Origin of the sequence: Fulvitalea axinellae (assembly GCF_036492835.1) — a bacterium.
GTDB lineage: Bacteria > Bacteroidota > Bacteroidia > Cytophagales > Cyclobacteriaceae > Fulvitalea > Fulvitalea axinellae.
Map to the genome: position 1 here is coordinate 955,931 of NZ_AP025314.1, position 22,462 is coordinate 978,392.

Sequence of the window (22,462 nt, forward strand, 5' to 3'; positions counted from 1 at the left end):
CTTTTGAACTGTTTATTTCCGTAACAGGCCTTTTACAGGCTACTGATTTTTATTCCCATAAAGAAAGTCTGCGGACGGGTAGGCCCGTAGATAAAACCTGAATCACGGCTTACGCCGGCGTCGAAATCATCTTGGAAGCTGTTCAGGATGTTTTGTACACCGCAGTTAGCTTGGATGCACAATGATTTTCCGAGATCCCAGTCATACGCAAACTTGATTCCGAGATCGAAAAACGATCCTGTTTTGAACAATTCCGGTTCCGTAATTTCCTCGCCGTTTGAATAACCGCCCTCAATATGCGGAACGTACATTGGACCAGTGTATACGCCGTTTAGGGATACGCTGAAAGGGTCCGTTACGTTGTAAGCCACGGTAAATGATCCGTAAAGGTCGGGAGTACGAAGGATTTCCTTGCTGGTGAGACTCACTGTCTCGCCGTTTTCTTCAACGGAATGCCATTCTTCGGCTTCGTCATACTCACTGCTTTGTATCGTAAACCCTGCTTGGAAAGAGAGCGTAGGAAGAGGTGAAACCTTGGCTTCGGCGTTTATGCCTTTCACCACGGCGTTGTTATCGGCGTTTTCTTTGAGGAAGATCGTATTGCCCTGTTGGTCTTCCGTGATAGTATTACGGAATGGATCCACGAGTCTGGTGTAGAAACTCTCGATCAGGAAGTACGTTTGCCAGTTGCCGTTGTCTGCCGTATAGTCGAATGAGAGCGTATAACTGTCCGAAGTTTCTTCCGTAAGGTCGTCGGCCAGAATGTGGCGTACGCCTTCGGCTCCAGCGATGTTTACGTGGAGATCTTCGTCAAACATTTGTGGCGCGCGGAATCCGGTAGCGTAGCTTGCTCTTGCTTGGATTTTGTTAGTGATATCCACAAGTAAGTTTACGCGCGGGTTAAAAGCGTTTACGGTGTAGTCGTCAGATTCCCCTTTGTTGTCTTTAATGTTGACACGGTCGTATCGCGCGCCTAACAGGAATTTTACGCGGTCGGTTTTCCATTCGCCTTGAAGGAAGGTGCCGGACGTGTAAGTTTCTTGGTCGGTGATTACGAATCCGTCAACGATTGTTCCGTCTTCAGGGTTTCTGTATCCGAGCTTTTGGTCGGTAAGTGAGGCGTACTGATACTCGGAGCCTGCGGTAAGCGTCATCGGGGCAAAAAACAGGCGTTCGAAATCATAATTGTACTGTATGCCTGAGAGCCAAGTGCCGTTTTCGGATTTTCCGTATGCCGAAGGGTCCTGTTCCGCACCGTAATAACTTTTTCTGCGAGTGTCTTGCCCGGAGGCGTAGATGTTGAAGCGGTGTTTGAGATCGGCGTCGGTGATTTCGAAATCGAGTCCTCCACCGATAATGTCGTGATCGAGCTGTTCGGTGATGTCAGAAAGGTCAGGGCGTTCGTCAAATTTGTTGCCGCCCCGGCGGAATTCTTTTACGGTATGCAGTTCGGCCGAAAGCTTGCTGTATTCCGAAGTTTTATAGAATGCGCGGAAACCTAATGAGTTATTTTCAAGAAATGGGATTTCCGAAAAATCATCTTTATGGGCATTGCCGTCCGCATCGAACCAAACATCATCCGGGTTGGCATTCCATTCGTTACGTTTACGGTGCATTCCGAACATGAAAATACCCGCACGACGGTCTTCCGTTACCAATGAACCGTTGAAGTTGATAGTGTTGTCCAAAGCGTCACCGTCTACCAAAGCAGTATTGTTCGATACGCTGAAATAGTTGCGTGTAGGCTCTTTCGTGATAATGTTTACGGTACCGCCAATGGCGTTGGAGCCAAAGAGAACCGAACCTCCACCACGTACCACTTCAACCCTTTCGAGCATCGAAGTCGGAAGCTGTTCCAAACCGTAGACAGCGTTCATGCCACTGAAAATCGGGCGGCTATCGATCAGGATTTGGGTATATGGTCCTTCCAGACCGTTCATTCTCAACTGCATAAAACCGCAGTTTTGGCAGTCATTTTCCACCCTTAGGCCCGGTACGTAGTTCAGGCCGTCGGCCAAAACAACAGATTGCGTGTTCTCGAAAAGTTGCGGACTGATGACATTAACCACGGCAGGAGCGTCTTTGCGGCTGACTTCTTGTCTGGTGGCCGAGACTACTACACCGTCCATCTGTATCATGTCTTCCCGTAAACGCACGTTAAGGTCAACGGTTTGGCCCGCATCTACGGTAATGGTTTTTTTCGTGGTTCTGAAACCGACTGCCGTGAATGTCAATGTATGCGTTCCGGGAGGCAAATCCAACGCATATTTTCCTTCTACGTCGGTTGCGGTTCCTTTTTGCGTGCTCGCCAGCGTAATGTTTACGTAGGGGAGGGATTCTTTATCGCTTTTGACCGTTCCCCTTACGGTACCAACCAATCCGTTGGCTAAACCTTGAGAGATAGTTGCTACGAATAGCAATACATATAGTGCGTATAATTTTTTCATGTTGGGAGTGCCGTTGAGTCTTTTTTGGGCTTTTTATGTAAATGACTAAGGTAATCCGGCGTAAAGCTAATTTAGATTATGTCCAAATTAAATGACTTTGGTCATAAATATCTTCGAAAAGGGATAAATGCCTCTCTTTTAATGGAGGAAAAGCAAAATTAGTGCTCTGTCGAGGATTGTTTTTTCCGCTCCAACATTCGCGTTATATCGTCAGGATGAAGGGTTCTTTTTATTTTTCTTAATTCGGAGTCCAAAGCCAATCGCTCGTCAGCTGAAAAATCGCACCATGCCTTTAGCATCTGTTTGGCAAGGGCGAAATGCTCGGTGAAATCAGCGATAATGCCGTCCCAAAGAATCTCCAGTTCACTGAAGGCCTCATCCATTTCGTCTGTTTTGATGCCTTTGTGTTCTCCTGAGGTCAGCATCTTGTCTGCGGGAACTTTATCCCATTCTTCGTTGCAGAAATCAAAATGCTGGTGTGCCGAGGAACGGAAAAAGCCGGGTTCGTTTACTACCTGAAGAAAGTGCGTAATGATGGCTGTGAAATCGACCATTTCGGTTACCCGGATCTCGTTTAGCTGGATTGTGGCCGAGACTACCGACACGCGGAGGTTCAATCCGAAAATGGATGATTCTTCATCAGAGGAAAAGTCGAGGTAGTAGCCTTCGGGGACTAATCTTGCAAGGGAATATTCATTAGCTTTCGGAATTGTGGATTCTTCAGCTCTGGCCAACAACGCTTTGCCAAATTCAAGAGGCCTTTTCGTTCTCTTTCCGGTTTTTAGCTCTGTGGCTATGTGTCGCATTCTCCGTATCCAGTCGTCTTTTCCGCCTCTGTACCTTGTATAAAGGGGCGTGATTAAGTTGTCGGAGAGCCAGCGCTCGAATCTGATATGGGTTTTGTGCAACCTTTCCCTAAAGTCAGGCGGTAACGCTGTAAATGTGTCCACTCCGAATTTTTTTGGAAAATCGACAAACTTGAGTTGTTCTTCCAAAAATGTTTCGTCCAACACAGAAGGAGCCTCCACGGCTTTAACTTTCTTTTTTCTCCGTTTCTTCTTTTTTCTGTCCCCATTCTCCAAAATATCCGGCTCTTCTTCTTGGGCTTCGGCAAGCGTGAGGGCAGTGGCTCCTTCGGAAAGATCAGTTAATATATCAGGTGTGTCAATTTTTGGACTGGAGGTTTGGGGAATAACTACGGGAGACTCGCCGATGCGAATATCCAGTTTGGCTTTTTTGAGCCAGTTGTTAGCCGTCGGGATAATGTGCGCAAGTTCGGGAGCTGGAAATGTGGGTACAAATAACCCTGACCGCTTATCTTCCTTAAATATATATCTTGGTGCGATCCGGGATTTGGAGTAGTGCATTTCCGATACCCTCAACCACACCCTTCCCCGACGTTTGTCAAAAGTAGCGTCTTCCACATCTATGGTAAGGTGCGGGTAGCCGGAAGTTACGGGCACGATTACGGCCCGTCTGGATCCCGCGCGGACAAAACGTCGTTTTATTCCGTCGTCGTGTTTCCGGGCCATAGGGCCATACCATTCGCTTGGGAGGGTTTCCAGCATTGCGCATTGCGCCACGGCGGGTCCCGCGGGCTTCGTCGCCGATTCCGCCCCACGGACCGCCGGTTTTGCCTTTTTCTTTCCGGAAACGAACACTTAGTCCGAAATCGCGAATACCGTACCTTGAAGGTCTCAATGCTTTGCCATCAAGACGATAATTGACCGAGCCTCGACCCTGATTGTATTGCCGGGCACTATGGGAGCCTTGTCGGGATCAATAAAATCTAGGCCTTTGCCCAACGCTGTGTTCACTACCCGTCGCCATTTCCGGTTGTATTTCAAGTCCGTGGGGATCTCGAAATCAAGAGCCTCCCAATATGCGTTTACGGCACAATACAGCCTTTCTTTGCTTTTCGGGTGGTGCAGGCCACAAGCGATCGAATGCGAATGCTCTGACATGTCGGGGCTGTTGAGCTTTACTCCGTGCCAAACAATACAACTGTCGTTTTCCATCTTGCTTTCGGCAAGCCAATGTTTTACCTGCATCACTTTAAGCCTATTGGCAAAGCCAATGACGTTCCGGCTGAACGCGAGCAAGTCCGCATTCTTTTTCGTCAAGGACCAATCCATCCAGCTAAGTTCGTTGTCTTGGCAATAGGCGTTGTTGTTGCCTTGTTGTGTCCTGCCCAGCTCGTCACCCATCAACAGCATAGGTGTTCCTTGGGAAAAGAAAATCAATGTCAGGAAGTTTTTGAGCTGTTTGCGCCTAAGGGCCAGAACTTTCTTGTTGTCGGTTGGTCCTTCCTCACCACAGTTCCAGCTGAAGTTGTCGTCCATGCCGTCGCGGTTATGCTCTCCGTTGGCGTCGTTGTGTTTTTGGTTGTACGAGACCAGATCGTAAAGCGGCATGCCGTCGTGACAGGCGACGAAGTGGATACTGCGTGTGGTTTCCCATTCTTTTCCCCTAAATATGTCCGGGCTTCCCAGCAATCTTCTTTGGAATACCGCCACTGAACCGGTGTCTCCTTTTATGAATCTGCGGACATCGTCTCGGAAAGCGCCGTTCCATTCGGCCCATCTATCGCCGGTGAATTGGCCGAGTTGATAAAGTCCCGCGGCGTCCCAAGCTTCGGCAATGATCTTCGTGCCCGCTAGTGCCGGTTCGGATTCTATTTCCCAAAGAATAGGCGGGTTATCCATCGGTTCGCCCGATTCGGAGCGGGAGAGAATCGAGGCCAAGTCAAAGCGAAAACCGTCGACGTGCATTTCTTTAACCCAATAGCACAGGGAATCCAGAATAAGCCTCCGGGCGATTGATTGGTTTGCGTTTACAGTATTTCCGCAACCCGTGAAGTTCTTGTATTTGGAAGCGTCATCGTCTTCCAGCATATAATACCCGGAATTGGAGAGGCCTTTGAAACTGAGTACTGGCCCTGTCTCGTCGCCTTCGGCTGTGTGGTTGTAGACAACATCGAGGATCACCTCGATTCCCGCTTTGTGCAAGGCCTTTACCATGTCCCGGAACTCATCCACGATTGCGGTAGCCTCATGCGGGGATTTTGAGTATCTGTTGTGTGGGGAGAAAAAGTTGATGGAGCTGTATCCCCAGTAGTTTACTTTGCCTTTTGGTGCGTCATAAGGGTCGAACAAATGGATTGGCATAAGTTCGACGGCCGTTACGCCCAGTTTTTTTAGATACGGGATTTTTCTGATAACCCCCGAATAAGTGCCCCGTTCGGCTTCGGGAACCCCCGAGTTGGGGTTCATGGTGAAGCCCTTTACATGCATTTCGTAAATGACGGATTCTTCGTAAGGAATTTTTGGTGGCTCATCGTCTTCCCAATCATACAAGCTGGAATCGATTACCGCCGATTTTAAGGACCAAGGGCCGTTCCAGCCTCTTTTTTTATGCTTTTCCCTGTCGTAATCCGGTCCGACTACCGCTCGGGCGTACGGATCGACCAAGTATCTGTCTTTGTCGAAGCGCAGGCCCTTTTTTGGGGCGTATGGGCCGTTGACCCTGTAAGCGTAGAGCTGGCCGTGCCCGATGCCTTTGACAAGAGCGTGCCAATAGTAATATGTGCGGTTGCGTTTGGGGTCGAAGGTAATTGTTCTAGCCGGCTCGGCGTCTTCCGGTTTGTCAAAAAGTAAGAGTTCCACTGATGTGGCCTGTTTTGAGAAAAGGCAGAAATTCACTCCTTCTTTCGTTATGGTAACACCCACGGGCGAGCAGTGTCCAGCCACTACGCTAATGTCCTTCCTCTTCTTTCTAACTCCCATATTCTCTGCGTTGCGTTTGTTTGTTCCGAACAGTGGAACCTAGGTTTAGACAAACATAATAATTCAAGGTTGCCAACTATGTTTGGGATGTTGAGGATTATATTTGTCTCTAAACAAAATGTAAAATATAAATTTGAATCCTTTTTTTGTTTATTTTAGGGAAAATAAGGATACCGTCTACTACAGTCGATTTGATTATTCCTTCGGGAAAAAGCCGGGGAGGGCATTGACCTCATGATTTTTAGGGTTGCCGCTCGGATGAAATTTTTTAACAATCACAAAATCAGTCTGAATGAGAAAGTCAGCATCAATTCTTTGTCTTTTTATTTGTCTCGTAACTTTTGTTTCCGCGGACGAGCCGTTCGATAGTGAGGTTAAGCACATTGTAGCGAAGGCCGAAAAGTATTTTGCGCTACGACCGATTGAGAAAGTGTTTTTACATACGGATAGGGACTATTATTACAGAGGCGACAGTCTGTGGTTTTCGGCTTATTTGCTTAATAGCGAGGATCACACGGTGATACCCGGAGTGGAAAGCTTGTATGTTGAGCTTTTGAACCAAGATGGAAGTACGGTCAGCAGGAAGATACTGAAAAGTATGGACGGATATTGTTCCGGAGAGTTTAAGATCCCTTTTGAGGCTAAGGCGGACCATTATCGGTTGGTGGCCTACACCAATTGGATGCGTAACTATGCGCCTGAATTTTTCTTCGAAAAGAGTCTCCAATTAATTTCGGATGAGAACAGTAATGTTAATGTGAAGTCCAAGGTGGAGAATCGAAAGGTGAGCGTAAACCTATCGAGTCTTGCGGATTCAATTTCATTATCGAATAAACCGGTAAAGGCATCGCTTTACCGAGACGGTGAGATAATAACCTCCAGATCTATACGAACAGACGCAAAAGGGAATTTCACTTGGGATATTGGCAAACGTAAATTTGAGAGCCTAGATGATATCGAGCTTCTTGTTGAGGTCGGAGTCTCAAAAAAACTCACCGAACGGAAAGTTATTCCGCTAAAATTGAATAGTGGACCCGAAATTAAATTTTATCCTGAAGCCGGGGATTTGGTTTATGGCCTTAAATCCAAAGTTGCAGTATTGGTGGAGGATAAGGACGGAACTCCCGCAAAGGCGGAAATATCCATCTTGGATTCTTCGGAGGAAAAGATTGTCTATTTCTCCACGTCAACGGACGGTAAGGGAACGTTTGATCTTCTTCCGCAAAAAGGGAAAAACTATTATGCGGAGATTCGCATATCGGGAGACAGTTTGACGATTCCGTTGCCTGCGCCTAAATCAGAAGGGTACAACCTGACGGTGGCACCACTGAAGAAAAACAACATCTCAATTTACGCTTCGGCTACGGATGGTTTAGAAAAGGGTTACCTGATTGTCCATTCCCGGAACCAGATTCATTATGCCAGCACACTGGATCTAGACAAAGGTCAGCAAGCGCTTCATATACGGAAACAAGATTTGCCTGAGGGAGTAAACTGCGTCACTCTTTTTGACAGTCAGTTAAGGCCGAGGTGTGAGCGCTTGTTTTATGTAAACAAGGAAAGTGAAGTGGCTTTTAAAGCGACTACTGACAAAGAATCTTATGGAGTTCGGGAAAAGGTGTCTTTGCGCATTAGCGCTACTACGGAAGACGGTTTGCCCGCAAAAGCGAGATTCTCCATTTCCGTTACGGACAAATCGGTAGTGCCATCTGCGAGTTCATTGGGAATCCGCCGTTACCTTACGGCAGATTCCGAAATAGGGGCGGAAATGCCTTGCGTTTCCGATTTTTTGGAAGACCCTACAAGGAAAAAGCTGTTTTTGATAGACCTTAAGTTACTTACGGAAGGTTGGAGAAGGTTTACTTGGCAGGATGTTTTTTCCGACAGTCTTTCTGCTCCGGTATTCGAAAAAGAGCCAGGAATCGCTATTCGAGGAAATGTTCAAAGTCATTGGGATAAAAACCTTGAGAATGCCTCAGTGATATTGAGCATTGATAAGCGTCCGTATTTCGCTAATACGGATACGGATGGAAACTTTAGTTTTTTTGTGGAGAATATCAGCGATACGACTACGGTGAATTTAATTGCGAAAAAGGAAAAGGGTAATGGGCGCACTGTTTTAAAAGTAAATCCATTGCGCTATCCGCAACATTCCGCAAGTCCGTTGATGAAAGTGTCGGCTGAGATCATGGAAAAGCTGGAGGATTTTGTTCAGCTTAAAGATAATGTGGTATTACCAGAAAAGAGGTTCCGACCTATGGATGATACTCGTTTGCTGGATATGGTGACCGTAACGGCGGACAGGCTGAGAGATGAAGAGAAAAAGAGAAATATACGTCGCGGAATTTATAGAAACCCTTCACATACTGTAGTTGTTACTCCGCAAAAGGAAGTGGAATATACTAACCCTATTGATATGTTGCGGTCAATTCCTGGGGTCAAAGTGTTGCCTGATGCGAATGATCCAACGATTTTGAAAGTCAATCTGGATCGAGGTCCAAGTACCTTGGGTGGAGCAGCTGTTACCCGTATTTTTATCGATGGTACGTTGTTGGACACGGCGTCGGTAGAATTAAATTTTCTGAACCCGTCTGAGATTAGCTTTATTGATCTTTTTAAGCCTGGCCACACTTCTATTTTTGGTTCGGCGGGCTTTGGTGGAGCGATTGCGATCTATACAAAACGAGGGCAAGCCCATAAAGAGATTGAAGACCGATCGAAAACGAAATTTGTATCGCCGGGTTTTTACACCGCACGTGAATTCGCCTCGCCTGATTATTCCTCAAAACGACAAGATTATATAGTCCCCGACCATCGGATTACGTTATATTGGAATCCTTTGATAGAGACAGATGACAATGGGAATGCAGAAGTTTCCTTCTTTACGTCTGATATCTTAACGGATTTTGATGTGTCTGTGCAAGGGTTAAGTGAAGACGGAGAGCCGGTGTCTGGTGATTTTGTGTTACGGACAAAGACAGATCAGCGTTTGTAAATAATATAGTACATCATTTTTAAATGCAAATAAGGTGTTTTATGAATAGACGACATCAAATTTTTGCTTGTGTAGCATGTGCGTTTTTTTTTGTTGCGTTCACCCAATCACAAGATGACGGGGTAAAGACCGTCATAGCCAAAATGCAACGCTTCTTTAAGGAGCGAGCCAGTGAAAAAGTGTATTTGCACACCGACCGGAGCTATTATTTCGGAGGTGACGATTTATGGTATTCCGCTTACCTGTTGGAGGGGAAGAGCCACGCTCTGTTGCCGGGTGCGGAGACCATTTATATCGATTTGCTTGACGGTAACGGGAAGGCTGTGGATAAGCATATTGTCCGGGCTAATAAAGGTTTTGCCCGGGGAAATATCGAGTTGCCAGTAAAAATTCCTCAGGGCAATTACCAATTGGTGGCCCGAACGAAGTGGATGGAAAATTTCGGAGAGCATCTTTATTACCGAAAAACAATCCGTGTGCTTTCCCGTCGCGAGGCTAAGATTCGGGCCAAAATTACGCAGGAGAGCATGGAGGCTGGAACTCAGAACGGCGTAAGAGTAATAAAGGTTAAGCTCAACACCGATAGCGATACCATAACCGTGGCCGAGCGAAAGGTGGCTGCCAGTTTGATAAAGGACGGCAAGTTAATCAAGAAGAAGAATCTGCGGACAGACTCGGACGGAGAACTGAACTGGGTGATTCCGGAGAGTGAAGCGGCTGGTATTGAACAGGCTGAGTTGCGCCTCAATATCAAGGTGGCGAAGACTTGGGGCGTGACCAAAGGAGAGTCTTTATACCTGAACCGTTTGCCAAAGCTTGAATTTTTCCCCGAAGGGGGTGATATGGTGATTGGTTTGCAATCTCGTGTCGGGGTGAGAGTTACTATGCCGGATGGCAAGCCGGGCAAGCTGAACATAGCCATAATGGATAGCGAAGGCGAACGCAAGGTGTCGTTTGCGTCGACTGTTGGCGGGAGGGCGACTTTTGCGTTAATTCCCGAAGAAGGTAAGACTTATTACGCCGTAGACGGCGATAGTGAGGAGTCGACTTACAAAATTCGCCTTCCGGAAGCTAAGCCTTCTGGGATTACCATGTCGGTTAACCCTATGTTGCGAAAGGGTATTGTGCTTCAGGCTTCGGCCAGTCCCGATTTGAAAAAGGCTTATGCGGTGTTCCATTCTCGTGATAGGGTAGTTTATGCTGGCGAGTTGGATTTTTCCAGCCTTCCGAGTGTTTCACTTAGTTTGCCGAAGAAGTATTTTCCTTCAGGCATTAGTTGCGTAACGCTTTTCGACAGTCAGTTGCGTCCGCGGAGCGAGCGAATCTTTTTTGTCGATAAATATGACCGTTTGGGATTGGAGGCTGTCGCCGACCGGCAAGCTTATGACCGTCGTGAGAAAGTGACGCTGAAGATTACCGCCAAGACACCGGATGGCCAGCCTGTACGTGGCCGGTTTTCGTTGGCCGTTACTGATGCGGGCGCTGTTCCCGCCGACGATCAGTCGGGAATTCTGGGTTATCTGATGGCCGAGTCCGATTTGGGAGTCGAGGTGCCCGAAGCACGGAACTATTTCCGTGACCCTTCGAGAGCAAATATGGTTAAGATGGATTTGAGGTTGATGACCGACGGTTGGAGACGTTTCACTTGGCCAGACGTTCTGGTCGATAGCCTTCAGGCGCCGACTATTGCCAAAGAGGATGCGTTTTCCTTCTCAGGGCAGGTGTTGAATCTTTGGAACAAACCTTCAAAGGATGCTTTGGTCTTGCTGTCGGCAGGGGAACAAAAGTTCTTCGTTAAAACGGAAGAAGACGGTCGATTCGACATGCCTGTGGATATGATAGCCGATACCACTAAAATTGAAATCTTGGCCCGTAACAAAAAAGGGAAAGACAGGGTGATTCTGAAAGTGGATTCGGTAAGAAGTTCGGTAACGAGGCAAGACGCCGTATTTCCGGTTCCCGACAGTTTGATGGCCAAGCTTCAGGCCATGATTCACCGGCGCGACAGTTTGGATCTGATCGAACGGGTGTATAATCCGTTTGGCAAGACTGTGTTCCTTGATGAGGTGACCGTAAGCTCAAAGCGAATAGAAGAAGAGAAACGTGACGAGATGCGTGGCTTTATGCGTGGCGCCTCCCACACTCTGACCTTCGACGACGATAATATAAGCAGCTATAATACCGTCTTCGATATGCTGATGGGTATGCCGGGCGTGAGTGTGATAGGAACGACCGTAACGATCCGTGGAGGCGGTACGCCAGGCTTTTACCTTGACGGGGTTCAAACTGATTTGGAGATGATAGAAACGCTTAACCCATTGGATATTGATTTTATCGACGTGTTTAAGGGCGCAAATGCGGCCATTTTCGGAATGAATGGTGGTAACGGCGTGATAGCCTTTTATACCAAGCGCGGAGAGGCCCGTTCCAATGGTGTCGATTTCTCGATAGTCAAACTGCAGTCGCCGGGATACCGGATGGCACGGAAGTTTGCCAATCCCGATTACTCCAAGGAACTGCCCGAACATGTGAAGCCGGACCGTCGAGTGACGCTGTATTGGACTCCGTTGATTGTGACCGACGAGGCCGGAGAGGCTACGGTTACCTTCTTTACGGGTGATAAATATTCTGAATATCACGTGGATATTCAGGGCATAGATCCTTTGGGACGCGCTGGTGCTACGCAAACTTCCTTTAAGACTAGCTCCAGAGTGGAGAGACCTAATTAGTTGGGTAGTTTGCGAGTTTAGGCCCGACATGAAAAAAGTCCCGATTTTCGGGACTTTTTTCATGTCAGGATATTATTTTTTGCCTAAAAATAATATCCGATATTCATGTTGATTCGGTATTCCCAATCGGCGCCGGGAGTACCTTGAGCTAAGGCATCGCCCCAAACGGGTCCGAGCCATGGCTGATTTTTACCCATCGCCATGTCGAAATATGTGTACACGTTGCCGGCGGTAACCAAGGCCCCGGTCACGTTCATGTACGAGTCTTCGAATGACTTCTTGGCCTTGTCCAGATACCCGAAATCGTTGTATAGCGTGATGTTGGATATCGGGCCCCATTCCACAGGAATATCGTAAGAAAGCCCTAAAGTGTAGACCGAAGCTTCCGCAGCCACTAAGTAAGGGGCTCCGTAAGCCGTAAGCGCCACCACGTCTTCCGATTCGCCTTGGGGAGCTTTGGCATTGTAGCCATATGTGGTCCATTGGGCTTTTATTCCCCAGTGGTTTACGTTCATTTTGTAGTGGGCGGCAACAGCGTAGTGCGTTCCCATTTCTTCGGTGTCCAGGTTATAGAGACCGCCAAACTGTCCGGACAAGCCAAATCTGTGTTGCCCCTCGTCACCAACTTTATACACCAGTCGGCCGTTTACTTGGTTTACTTCCTTGTTGCGGTAGGCTTTGCCGTCGGCGTCTTCGTAAGTGCCGGCGTCGTAGGCGTATCTGCTGTTTGATGCGTCGGAATTACTGCCGAAACGGAGTTCCTCGGCGTTCTTAAAAAATGCCAAGGCGTATTCCCAACGATCACCCTTATGTGTATACTTGAGTCCCATGTCGTGGTCGTCTTCAAGTCCCACATAATAGTCCATGCTAAAGAACCAGCTGTTGGAGTTGTATGGACCGATACCGAATGGAACTTGCGTCAGCCCGAGCTGAATTTCGTCAGTCGCGCTGAGATCGTAAGCCAACCAGCCTTGCTTCAGCATCATTCCGCCGAAGCCTTCAGAGTAGAACCGGTATTCGGCGTTGAGTTTTATACCTTTGTAAGAACCTTTGGCGTTGATGCGGAATACGTCGTAGCCGAAGTCCCCGCCACGCTTTTTTTGACCCTCTTTCCAAGAAGAATAATTGTAATTGAATCGTAATGCCCCGCCTATTTTAAGCTCGGGCTTGTCTTGGGCATGGCCCGTTACCGCACAACAAGCGCACAGTAACAACACAAACATCTTTTTTAACATTACCGTATATATTCGGAATTAAATGGCTCTCGCCGTTTTAATAAAATCGTAAACCCTTTTAGGCTGATAAATCTTCTCCTGAGCGCTGGCGTTCTTTTTTGAGTTTCTTCTGTTCTTTCTTGTAATAATCGCTCAGCGATTTGTAAAAACTGAAACACATCACCACCAATACAGCTGCGAAGGGTAGGCCCGTAAGGATAGAGGCCGTTTGCAAAGCGGTAAGTCCACCACCTATCAGCAATACCGAGGCTACCAAACCTTCCATTGACGCCCAGAAAATTTTCTGGCTTTTCGGCGAGTCATGGCGTCCGCCGGAGGTAAGCATATCCACGACAAACGAACCCGAATCCGAGGAAGTGACAAAGAAGCTGGCCACCAAAATCACGGTTACGATAGAGGAGAAAGAACTTGCGGGAAAACGTTCCAATAACTGGTAGATGGCTGTAGCCACGTTCTCGTTTACGGCGTTCGTGATGCTGTGATCGCCCATCAACTCAAGGTAAATGGCGCTACCGCCGAAGATAGTCAGCCATAAGAAAGTCAAAAGGGTAGGCACCAGCATGACGCCAAGAACGAACTCTTTGACTGTACGACCTTTGGATATTCGGGCGATGAAGATACCCACGAACGGCGACCAGCTAATCCACCACGACCAGTAGAACACGGTCCAGGAGTTTTGCCAGTTTTTTTCGGCGCCTACGCCGTTGTATGAATTCGTCCAGAAACTCAGGTCGAAGAACTCGTAAATGTAGTGTCCTATATTTTGTACAAATGATTTGAGAATAAAGATGGTCGGACCTACCAGCAGTACGAAGATCATCAGGAAAAAGGCCAGGCGCATGTTCCATTCGCTAAGCATCCGGATGCCCTTGTCAAGCCCCAGTACGAGCGATAACGTCGCCAACATGGTGATAAACACGATTAGGGCGACCTGTACGCCGGTAGTGATTTCGATACTGAAAAGGTGCGCGAGCCCGGCGTTGATTTGCTGTACGCCCAAGCCCAGGGAGGTGGCTAAGCCGAAAAGCGTGGCCACGACGGAAATGGCGTCGATAGCGTCGCCTATTGGGCCGTAGATTTTTTCCTTGAATAGCGGATAAAAGATCGACCTGATAGTCAGTGGCAGTTTTTTGTTATAGGTAAAGAAGGCCAAAGCAAGGCCCACGATGGCGTACAAAGCCCAAGGATGGACGCCCCAGTGCAGAAACGTAATGCCCATGGCGGACTTGGCCGCCGCTACGGCATCTTGCGAGTCGGTAAGGAAAGGGTTACTGCCGAAGTGGAATATCGGCTCGGCTACGCTCCAGAAAAGCAAGCCTATGCCCATGCCGGCGCTGAACAGCATGGCGAACCAACTTTTACGGCTGAAGGCCGGTTTGGCGTTGCGCCCCCCGATGCGGATGGAGCCGAATTTTCCGAATCCGACCGATAACGTGAAGATCAGGATGCCGTTTACCAACAGAATATAAAACCATCCGACTTTGTCGGATACCGTGTCCTGAATATGTTTGAACCACTGTTCGATGGGTTTGCCCACGATCAGAGTGGCTAATACCAATATTAATACGACTGAGAGTGAAGCTACCGTAACGGGGCCGTTGGCTTGCATGCCGAAGAAGGTCCGTTGGTCGCTTCTGATATGTTTTTTGCTCATAACAAGATTTTTTGGAGCGGTTAGCGCATAATAAGGCTAGGTGCCATGTAAAATTCGGGCACAACAAAAGCCTGTAAGCTTTGGAGAGGAAAGCTTGTCGCAAAACCTGATCACGGTATAGCCCGTTTTGGCGATAGCCGTGTCCGCAGTACTAAGCGGATAACATGAAAGATGAATAAGTGTTCCCTAATGGATGCGAGCGGTCAGGTCACGTGAGTGACGGAAATATGCCGAATGACATTATCTTATCGTGGTATTGTATAAAACTCGCTTAGGGAGCCATGAGATAGATGGCCGGTAAGAATGAAATCAGAGGGGGAGAGTCGGTGGAGTGTAGCGGTCCGGCTGATTGCGAAACACTAAGTTAGAAAAGGTGAATACTCGGATATTCTGATTTTTGTATAATATGGACACCATAGTTAGGCAAAAGTACCACTAAAATTCTGGAAAGATGGTGAGCTACATCATTCTTTTTAATAATTGTTCATGTTTTTGATTGTTAGCAATGGGTTTGTTCCTCTGAAGGAAGTGGAATTTTTGAGTTGCGGTAAGGGTTGTTTGGGCTTTTTTCTAAAGGATTAACCACACGCTATTACGCTATAAAGACGGAATAACGGGTGGTTAATAGAATTGGTTTTGACTTTTAAGGTTGTGAGAAAAAGCTTTCAATCATTTTCCAAATCCACTTTGTCTAACATGAAAGTCAACTCGTTTTCACACTATCAAGGGGTTATATTATAGATTGAATGCAGGATTTCTTTGGCCGTGTCCATAATCTTGGTTCTGTCGCCTGAATTTGCCAATAACACAAAGACCAGTTCTCCGCCAGCCACCGAAACCACCAAAGACCGGTAACCTTCCGTGCTTCCGCCGTGGATAACATAATCCTTAGGCAAAGATAGATTTCCCATTCCGTAAGTGTCCCCTTGCCGGAATACCGCCCATCCGTACCCGTACGAGATTTTGTCGGTTATTCCCGAAAGGTGATTGGAAAACATCCGTTTTTTTGATTCCGCGGTAAGCAGTTTGCCGTTTTCCAGAGCCATTGTCCATTTGTAAAGGTCGTCGGCCGTGGAGAAAATTCGCCGGCCCAACGAGAAATCGATAAACTGGTTTGTGCGCCAAGTCCGGGTTTTCTTGTCGAAATTGTATCCTTGAGCCACTTTGGGATAAATTGTTTCGTTGTCAACGGGAGAAAAGGTGGAACGCAATTCCAAAGGTCCCAGAATTTTCTTGTTCAACAAGTCGCCGAAATCCATTCCGTAGGCCCTTTCCAAAAGCATGGCGGTCAAGTGGTAGCCAAAATTGCTGTAATGGAAATTTTTGCCAGGCTTGAACAGTCGGGGAGCTTCCATTACAAAAGCGCTGTAGGCTTGGGGATCAAGGCGGAGGCGTTTCAGCTTGCGGAAATTGTCACGTTTCCATTCTTTTCCCAAGTTGCCGTAGTCGGGCATGCCGGCGGTATGGGTCAGCGTTTGGTGGAGGGTGACGCCCGCCGGAAAAGACAGGCCGGGAACAGCCCGTTTTCCCGGGAGCACCACGGGTTCGTACAGTAGAAGCCTGCCTTCCTCCACGGCCATCAATACCAGCGCGGCGATAAACGATTTGTTTAGCGACGAGATGTCGAAACGGTGATTAGGCGCCGTATCGATGTTCCATGTCCTGTTCGACATGCCGACGGAACGCCGGTAAAGGACTCCTTCCGGGCTTCCGATCAGAACAATGCCGCTTAGGCTGTCGGCTTCGGCCCTGCGCATCACGATTGTGTCTATCGTTTTGGTATCGAAAGCTCCTTTGGTAATTTGTGCCTGTCCGGAAACCGGCAAAAAGCTTTGGAAGACAAGGCATAAAAAAAGTAATGTCGTGTGTTTCATGAGTTCCTGTTTTGGAATAAATGAACTAAGTAAATAGTGAAGTCAAGTGTGTTTTAGTTCGTTTGTGGCGAAATTCGTCTATGAGTGGCGAATGTTTTCCGTGGTTTTCACTCCGAGATCCTTGAGCCGGGATTTGGAAACCGGAATTGAATTTCCCCCGTCCAAAACGGCGAACCACGCCCCCTTTTCCCGGACTATTTTTCGCACTTGTTTGGGGTTTGCCAGATAAGAACGGTGGCAGCGAACCATTCCGGTCTCGGGCGCCAGCTCGTCTTCCATCGATTTCATTGTACGGCGCAACATATGGATTTCTGTGCCTTTTTCGCCCCGATAAAAAATACGCAGGTAATTGTCTTCGGCTTTAGCGTAGAAAAAATCGTCAGGGCGAAGAGCGAGTTCGACTTTGCCGTTGCTGGCCTTTATGTTTAGGTTTTGGTTTTCGGGCGCTGTCTTTTGCTGCTTTTTGATTTGGAGATTCTCTTTCAGAACCCCGAATACCAGTAAAGGGACAATCATCGCCATTGCGTATTCCCTAAGCAAAAGCGTATAGCCTGGCCAATCCCATTCGGTCCAATGCCAGAAATAATTGAAGAGCACAAAACAAAAATTGGCTCCGACGAAGGTCTCCGCACCCCGCCAAAGCAGTTTTTGCCAAAAGGCGTCTAGCCGGAGCGCTGGTGACAGGTATCGCTCCAAAAGATAAAAAATCAGAAATGTTTCAAGGCCGATCGCCAGGCTTCGTTCCAAATGGGAATGTCCGGAAAAGGAAACGCCGAGCTGTATATTGTAAGCCTTGTAGAAGTAAAGGACGAAAAAGAGATAAAAACCGCAACCCAAGGAAAGGAAAAGTTCCGGGAATGGCCTTTCCGATATGGCCAAGCGGATATCGGTTGGTTTTAAGCGTCGCATCTATTCGTAATAAATCAAAAAAATAGTGAGTAACCCGTTGCCGGCCAATCAGTTTCTGTTGAACGGCTTAGGGGAGTGACTTGCGAACGGTGCCTAGGTTTGGTTGTGTCTGCGGGACATGTCCGAGCGTTAAGGTACGTAAGCCGATTCCATTCAGGTTTCTGTTTTTAAAAGGAAACTCCTATTTTTAAGGCTTGATTTGAAAACAGTGTTTCTTACAGAATACAAGGACTTTTAACATGAAACTTTTAGAAGGAAAAGTAGCGCTCATCACGGGTGCTTCAAAGGGCATCGGCCGTGCTATCGCCCATAAATTCGCCGAACAAGGCGCAAGCGTAGCCTTCACTTATCTTTCAAGTGTGGAAAAGGGTCAGGCTTTGGAAAAAGAATTGGCCGACAAAGGCGTAAAAGCTGTAGGTTTCCGTTCCGACGCTTCGGATTTTGACGCCGCCCAAGAGCTGATCGACGGTGTGGTGAAAGAATTCGGACGCCTTGACGTATTGGTCAACAATGCCGGAATCACTCGCGACGGTCTTTTGATGCGAATGAACAAGGAGCAGTTTGATGACGTAATTCGCGTAAACCTTAACTCGGTATTCAACACCGTTAAGGCCGCTACCCGTACGTTTATGAAGCAGAAATCTGGTTCTATCATCAACATGACGTCGGTTGTGGGTGTGAAAGGAAACGCCGGACAGGCCAACTACGCGGCTTCAAAGGCCGGTATCATCGGTTTCACTAAGTCTGTGGCTTTGGAGCTCGGTTCTCGTAACGTACGTTGCAACGCCATTGCTCCGGGATTCATCGAGACAGAGATGACTGGTGCTTTGGACGAGAAAACGGTTCAGTCTTGGCGTGACGCCATCCCGATGAAGCGTGGAGGCAAGCCTGAGGAAGTGGCTGATCTTACGGTATTCTTGGCTTCGGATATGTCTACTTACGTTTCTGGCCAAGTGATTCAGGTTGACGGCGCAATGTTGACCTAAGCGGAATTGCTTAATTCGCTTAAAGCGAAAAAGGGTAAAGAACGGGGCTTGCGCCTGCGGTTCTTTACCCTTTTTTGGTTTTGGTCCGAAGGAATTTGCTTGGTCTATTTTACCTTGTAGAATTTCAGCTTATTGATATTTCCGACAGGCAATACCAGCAATTTTTTGGAAGGAAGGTAAAGGATGTCGCCCACGCTTTGCTCTACGGTCAGGATCTTGTCGGCTTTGCCAGTGGTGGCTGATACCCGGCTGATATCGCCTGTGATCCAGTTGGAAGTGAGGAAGTGGCTGTCGCCGAAGCGCTGTACGCCGTCCAGGTGGCCGAAATCGCCTTTGGTTACGTGGCTGATTTTTTGGGTCGCCATATTTACTTTCAGTAGGTCGCCTTGCTTGGCTCCCAGCGGATTTTTGTCGGCATATTTACCCCAAGCGCCTACGTATAGGTCATCGCCCACGGCCAGTACGCCGTTGGGGTTTTCCAATTCGGGAGTGCGGAGCCATTCGACCATGCTTCCGTCTTTCAGCACGTATACGGCCGACTGGTGCATTTCGGAGACGTATAACTCGCCGGCGTCAGTAACGGTCACGTCGCTAAGGTATTCGGCTTTGCCTCCGCTGTGGAGAGTTTTCTCTCCGGTTGAGAGGTCTACTTCCACCAAGTTTGTTACGTCGGCTACATAGAGCTTGTCGCCGTGAACGGCCACTCCTTTCGGGTCGTTAAGTCCCTTTACGAAGCTGGCGTCGATCAACTCGCCTTCGGTCGAGACTTTGGCTATGGTGCCGTCGCCGGGTTCGGCCCCGCCTTGCAAGGAGACGTACAGTACGTCCCGTTTTTCGTCGTAGGTAGCCGATTCGCAGTTCGACATATTGTCCAGTTCGCTAACGAATCCAGCTTCCGGTACGGGCGCTACGGCTACGGTGGCTTCTTTGGTTTCTTGGGAACTGGCTTTTTTGTTTCCTTGTCCGCAAGCCGTTAAGATGATGGGTAAGCTTAAAAACAGCGATAATCTTCTCATTCTGGAGGTGTGTTTTAGTCTTAAAAGTGTATTCCGGTTACGTAAATATAATGGATGTTATGTAGCATAGAGTGGCACAGTTGAGAATAAATATTATCAGGGATAAAAAAAGCTCCAACCGTATGGGCTGGAGCTTCGATTTTGGGGGAATATTCTCGCTACTCTTGATAAATCGAGTCTAAAACTGCGGGATCGCCATCCACGTCGTCTGGAATGTCAAGGCCGAGAATCCGGCACATTAGCGGGTAGACATGGATGTTGCGGAAGGCGTCGAGTTTTTGGTTGGCTTTGATGTTGTCGCCATAAGCATAAAATATGGCGCCCATTTCGTCAATTTCCGGGTCGAATCCGTGAGTGCCCCAGCCGTCACTGTTATTTTTCCTGTTTGAAAAGTAATAAGGGTAAGAAGCCACTAACGTAATATCTCCCAGTCTTTTGTTCGAAGATTCATTGCCTAATAGAGGGACGTTTCCGCTCTTGTGCACGGCCACTTGCGCCCCTTCGGGAATCCGGGTTTTGATTTTCGTTATCATAGCGTCCACGTCTTCGTCCTCGTTCAAATATACGCGTGCGTGTGTGGCGCTGTTCAGCCAACGGTAGCCACCAGTTTGAATGGCCGGGAAATACACGGCGTGCTCCGCTTTCATCTCGGCCATCCCATGGTCAGATACCACAATCAGGTTTACCTTACGGTCCAAAGCGTCGATTTTATCTAACAAACGCCCTACCTGATCATCGATAGCCTCAAGCCCGGAACGCAACATTTCGTCGTTGTTTGGTCCGTAGCGGTGTCCTAGATCGTCCATTGTGGAGAAATAGCAACAGATTACTTTGGGGCGCTTGGCGGGGTCCTCACGGTCCAGCCACTCGATGACTTTGCTGATGCGGTCGTCATTGCTTACGCTGCCGTCATATTTGTAATACTCATCAGGCCGAAGTCCCTGCACCGCAGCTTCGGAGCCGACAAAGAAATAACTGGCAGACCTCAAGCCGTTGCGTTTGGCATGCACCCAAATGGGGGTACCCCCGTACCAAGTCCCGTCTTCCACAGCGTCACGGTCGTTGATCATGTAGGTGCGGAAACGTTCCGGATCAAAGAAGGTGTTGTCCACGATGCCGTGGTTTTCCGGGTACATTCCCGTGGCCAAAGAATAGTGGTTGGGAAACGTTTTGCTAGGAAAACAGGAAAGCATCCTTTCGGCCGATGCCCCCTTGTCAGCCATCCGCTTGAAATTGGGCAAGTTGAAACGTTCGGCATAGTCGTAACGGAAGCCGTCCAAAGACAACAAAATCACGGTAGGGGATTCCGCTTGGGCTTCCTTGGTTTCGGATGAGTCACTGCAGGAGCATAAAGCAAAAAATGCCAGTGCAAAGACTGCGATTTGTCGGAAAAACATCATTTTATAGTCGGTTTGCGTGATAGTATAGGGTGTCTTGGACGCAATTAGGCTATAAGTTTGCGGTGGCGCAATACCGATTGTGAAAATTGGCGGAAGTTATTCCGCCTTTTCTACGACACTTTCCAGTTGTTTTGTGGCGCTTCGTTGGTTGGTCATTTTTAGGAAGACCAATAGAACCACGGACAGAACCGAGCAAGCCACCATTACCCACCATGTCATATCGTAACCCCAAGCGTCGACCAAGCGCATGCCGGCATTGTGGGCGAAAATATGGGAGAACGAAAAGGCCATGGAATACAGCGCCATGTACGCTCCTTTTTGTCCGCCTTCGGCACTGCGCATGGCCAAGGCGTTGGAAAAAGGGAAAGTGAGCATTTCGGACAAAGTCATCACCATCATGCCGATGATTCCAAGCCCTACCCAAGGAGATACGACCAAAGCCAAAAAGCTTAGCCCCATCAATAATGAGCCGAGGATCAGAATTCCGACTTGGCTGATTTTTTTCTGTTTTTCGAAATAGGCTACCAATGGCATTTCCAGAATGAAGATCAGTAGGCCGTTCATCGAAAGCAATAAGCCGATGCTTCCTTCTCCCAAACCGTAAGCGTCTTTGTAAAACAGCGGAATGATGGAGAAATATTGAAGAAAGACAAAACCAAACAGCAACATCGAGAGCAGGAATATCAAATATGGCCAGTCGGTGTAAGGTGATCGGGCGGTGGTGGCGGTAGTGTCCGCGTCTTTTTCTCGCCCTTTGCGTCTGTCCAGCGCCCATATAAACAGTCCGGCGGCGCCTAGACACGTCAGTCCGTCTGTCCAGAACAATCCCAGATACCCAATTCCGGCGATAATGGCCCCGCCGATGGCCGGACCTAAGGAAAAGCCCAAGTTGATGGCCAAACGGATCAAAGTGAGCGACCGCGTACGGTTTTCGGGTTTGCTGTAAGCGGCCAACGATACGAATATGGCGGGACGAAAAGTGTCGGCGACCAGCATTAAGACGAAAACGCCTGCGCAAATGGCGTAAAAGCCGTCGAGATACCCCATGCCCACAAACAGCAAGGCGGAGAGCGAAAGGCTCCACAGCATCACGTTGTAAAATCCGTACTTGTCCGTCAGTTTGCCTCCCAGCCACGAGCCGGCAAGCGAACCGAGCCCGAAGCTGGTCATAATCCAGCCAACTTGTTTTAGTTCGAAGCCGCGTCCTTCCGTAAGGTACAGGGAAAGGAACGGTACCACCATAGTGCCGGCCCGGTTGATGAAAGTGATCAACGCCAGCCACCACACTTCCCGGGAAAGCCCCCGGAAGGTGTCCACGTAGTTCGTGTAGAGTGTTTTCATATTGATTGTCGTTCTACGCGATACTACGCATTGCAATCGGGAATAAGGGTATTACTTTATTTGTTTTATCAATATTTATATCAATAAAAAA

13 protein-coding genes are annotated in these 22,462 nt (G+C 48.1%); 3 read left to right on the top strand and 10 right to left on the bottom strand.

What is annotated here, in order from left to right:
- Nucleotides 1-32: 32 nt before the first annotated feature.
- From AABK39_RS03900 to glgX, 3 genes are all read right to left on the bottom strand, one after another.
- Nucleotides 33-2,447: a TonB-dependent receptor gene (locus AABK39_RS03900; RefSeq protein ID WP_338393610.1), complete on the bottom strand. Its 2,415-nt coding sequence runs from the start codon at nt 2,445-2,447 to the stop codon at nt 33-35.
- A 158-nt stretch (nt 2,448-2,605) separates the two neighbouring features.
- Entirely contained in the window at nt 2,606-4,108 is a 1,503-nt protein-coding gene (locus AABK39_RS03905) for a hypothetical protein (RefSeq protein ID WP_338393611.1), read from the bottom strand.
- Between the two features lie 36 nt (nt 4,109-4,144).
- Nucleotides 4,145-6,232 (bottom strand): glycogen debranching protein GlgX, encoded by a 2,088-nt coding sequence (gene glgX / locus AABK39_RS03910; RefSeq protein ID WP_338393612.1) that lies wholly within the window; start codon nt 6,230-6,232, stop codon nt 4,145-4,147.
- Between the two features lie 292 nt (nt 6,233-6,524).
- On the opposite strand from glgX, the gene AABK39_RS03915 reads away from it, so the two are divergent.
- Together AABK39_RS03915 and AABK39_RS03920 are read left to right on the top strand one after the other, a co-directional pair.
- Complete coding sequence (locus AABK39_RS03915; protein WP_338393613.1) at nt 6,525-9,227, top strand: TonB-dependent receptor plug domain-containing protein; 2,703 nt, start codon at nt 6,525-6,527, stop codon at nt 9,225-9,227.
- A gap of 41 nt (nt 9,228-9,268) precedes the next feature.
- Nucleotides 9,269-11,956: a TonB-dependent receptor gene (locus AABK39_RS03920; protein WP_338393614.1), complete on the top strand. Its 2,688-nt coding sequence runs from the start codon at nt 9,269-9,271 to the stop codon at nt 11,954-11,956.
- Nucleotides 11,957-12,039: 83 nt separating this feature from the next.
- Here AABK39_RS03920 and AABK39_RS03925 read toward each other — a convergent pair whose 3' ends face one another.
- The 4 genes from AABK39_RS03925 to AABK39_RS03940 form a co-directional block, all read right to left on the bottom strand.
- Nucleotides 12,040-13,179, bottom strand: a complete 1,140-nt coding sequence (locus AABK39_RS03925) for a hypothetical protein (RefSeq protein ID WP_338393615.1) — start codon at nt 13,177-13,179, stop codon at nt 12,040-12,042.
- Between the two features lie 70 nt (nt 13,180-13,249).
- Complete coding sequence (locus tag AABK39_RS03930; protein ID WP_338393616.1) at nt 13,250-14,845, bottom strand: BCCT family transporter; 1,596 nt, start codon at nt 14,843-14,845, stop codon at nt 13,250-13,252.
- 722 nt (nt 14,846-15,567) lie between these two features.
- Nucleotides 15,568-16,719, bottom strand: a complete 1,152-nt coding sequence (locus AABK39_RS03935) for a serine hydrolase domain-containing protein (protein ID WP_338393617.1) — start codon at nt 16,717-16,719, stop codon at nt 15,568-15,570.
- Between the two features lie 78 nt (nt 16,720-16,797).
- A complete protein-coding gene (locus AABK39_RS03940) occupies nt 16,798-17,628 on the bottom strand; it encodes a LytTR family DNA-binding domain-containing protein (RefSeq protein ID WP_338393618.1) in 831 nt (276 codons plus the stop codon).
- A gap of 239 nt (nt 17,629-17,867) precedes the next feature.
- Here AABK39_RS03940 and fabG point away from each other — a divergent pair, with 239 nt between their 5' ends.
- Nucleotides 17,868-18,614, top strand: coding sequence for a 3-oxoacyl-[acyl-carrier-protein] reductase (fabG, locus tag AABK39_RS03945; protein WP_338393619.1), 747 nt, complete (start codon nt 17,868-17,870; stop codon nt 18,612-18,614).
- Between the two features lie 104 nt (nt 18,615-18,718).
- Here the strand turns inward: fabG and AABK39_RS03950 are convergent, their stop codons facing one another.
- The 3 genes from AABK39_RS03950 to AABK39_RS03960 all read right to left on the bottom strand — a co-directional run bounded on the left by AABK39_RS03950 (nt 18,719) and on the right by AABK39_RS03960 (nt 22,371).
- Nucleotides 18,719-19,630, bottom strand: coding sequence for an NHL repeat-containing protein (locus AABK39_RS03950; RefSeq protein WP_338393620.1), 912 nt, complete (start codon nt 19,628-19,630; stop codon nt 18,719-18,721).
- Nucleotides 19,631-19,788: 158 nt separating this feature from the next.
- Nucleotides 19,789-21,030 (bottom strand): alkaline phosphatase family protein, encoded by a 1,242-nt coding sequence (locus tag AABK39_RS03955; RefSeq protein WP_338393621.1) that lies wholly within the window; start codon nt 21,028-21,030, stop codon nt 19,789-19,791.
- 96 nt (nt 21,031-21,126) lie between these two features.
- Nucleotides 21,127-22,371, bottom strand: coding sequence for an MFS transporter (locus AABK39_RS03960; RefSeq protein ID WP_338393622.1), 1,245 nt, complete (start codon nt 22,369-22,371; stop codon nt 21,127-21,129).
- Between the last annotated feature and the right edge of the window lie 91 nt (nt 22,372-22,462).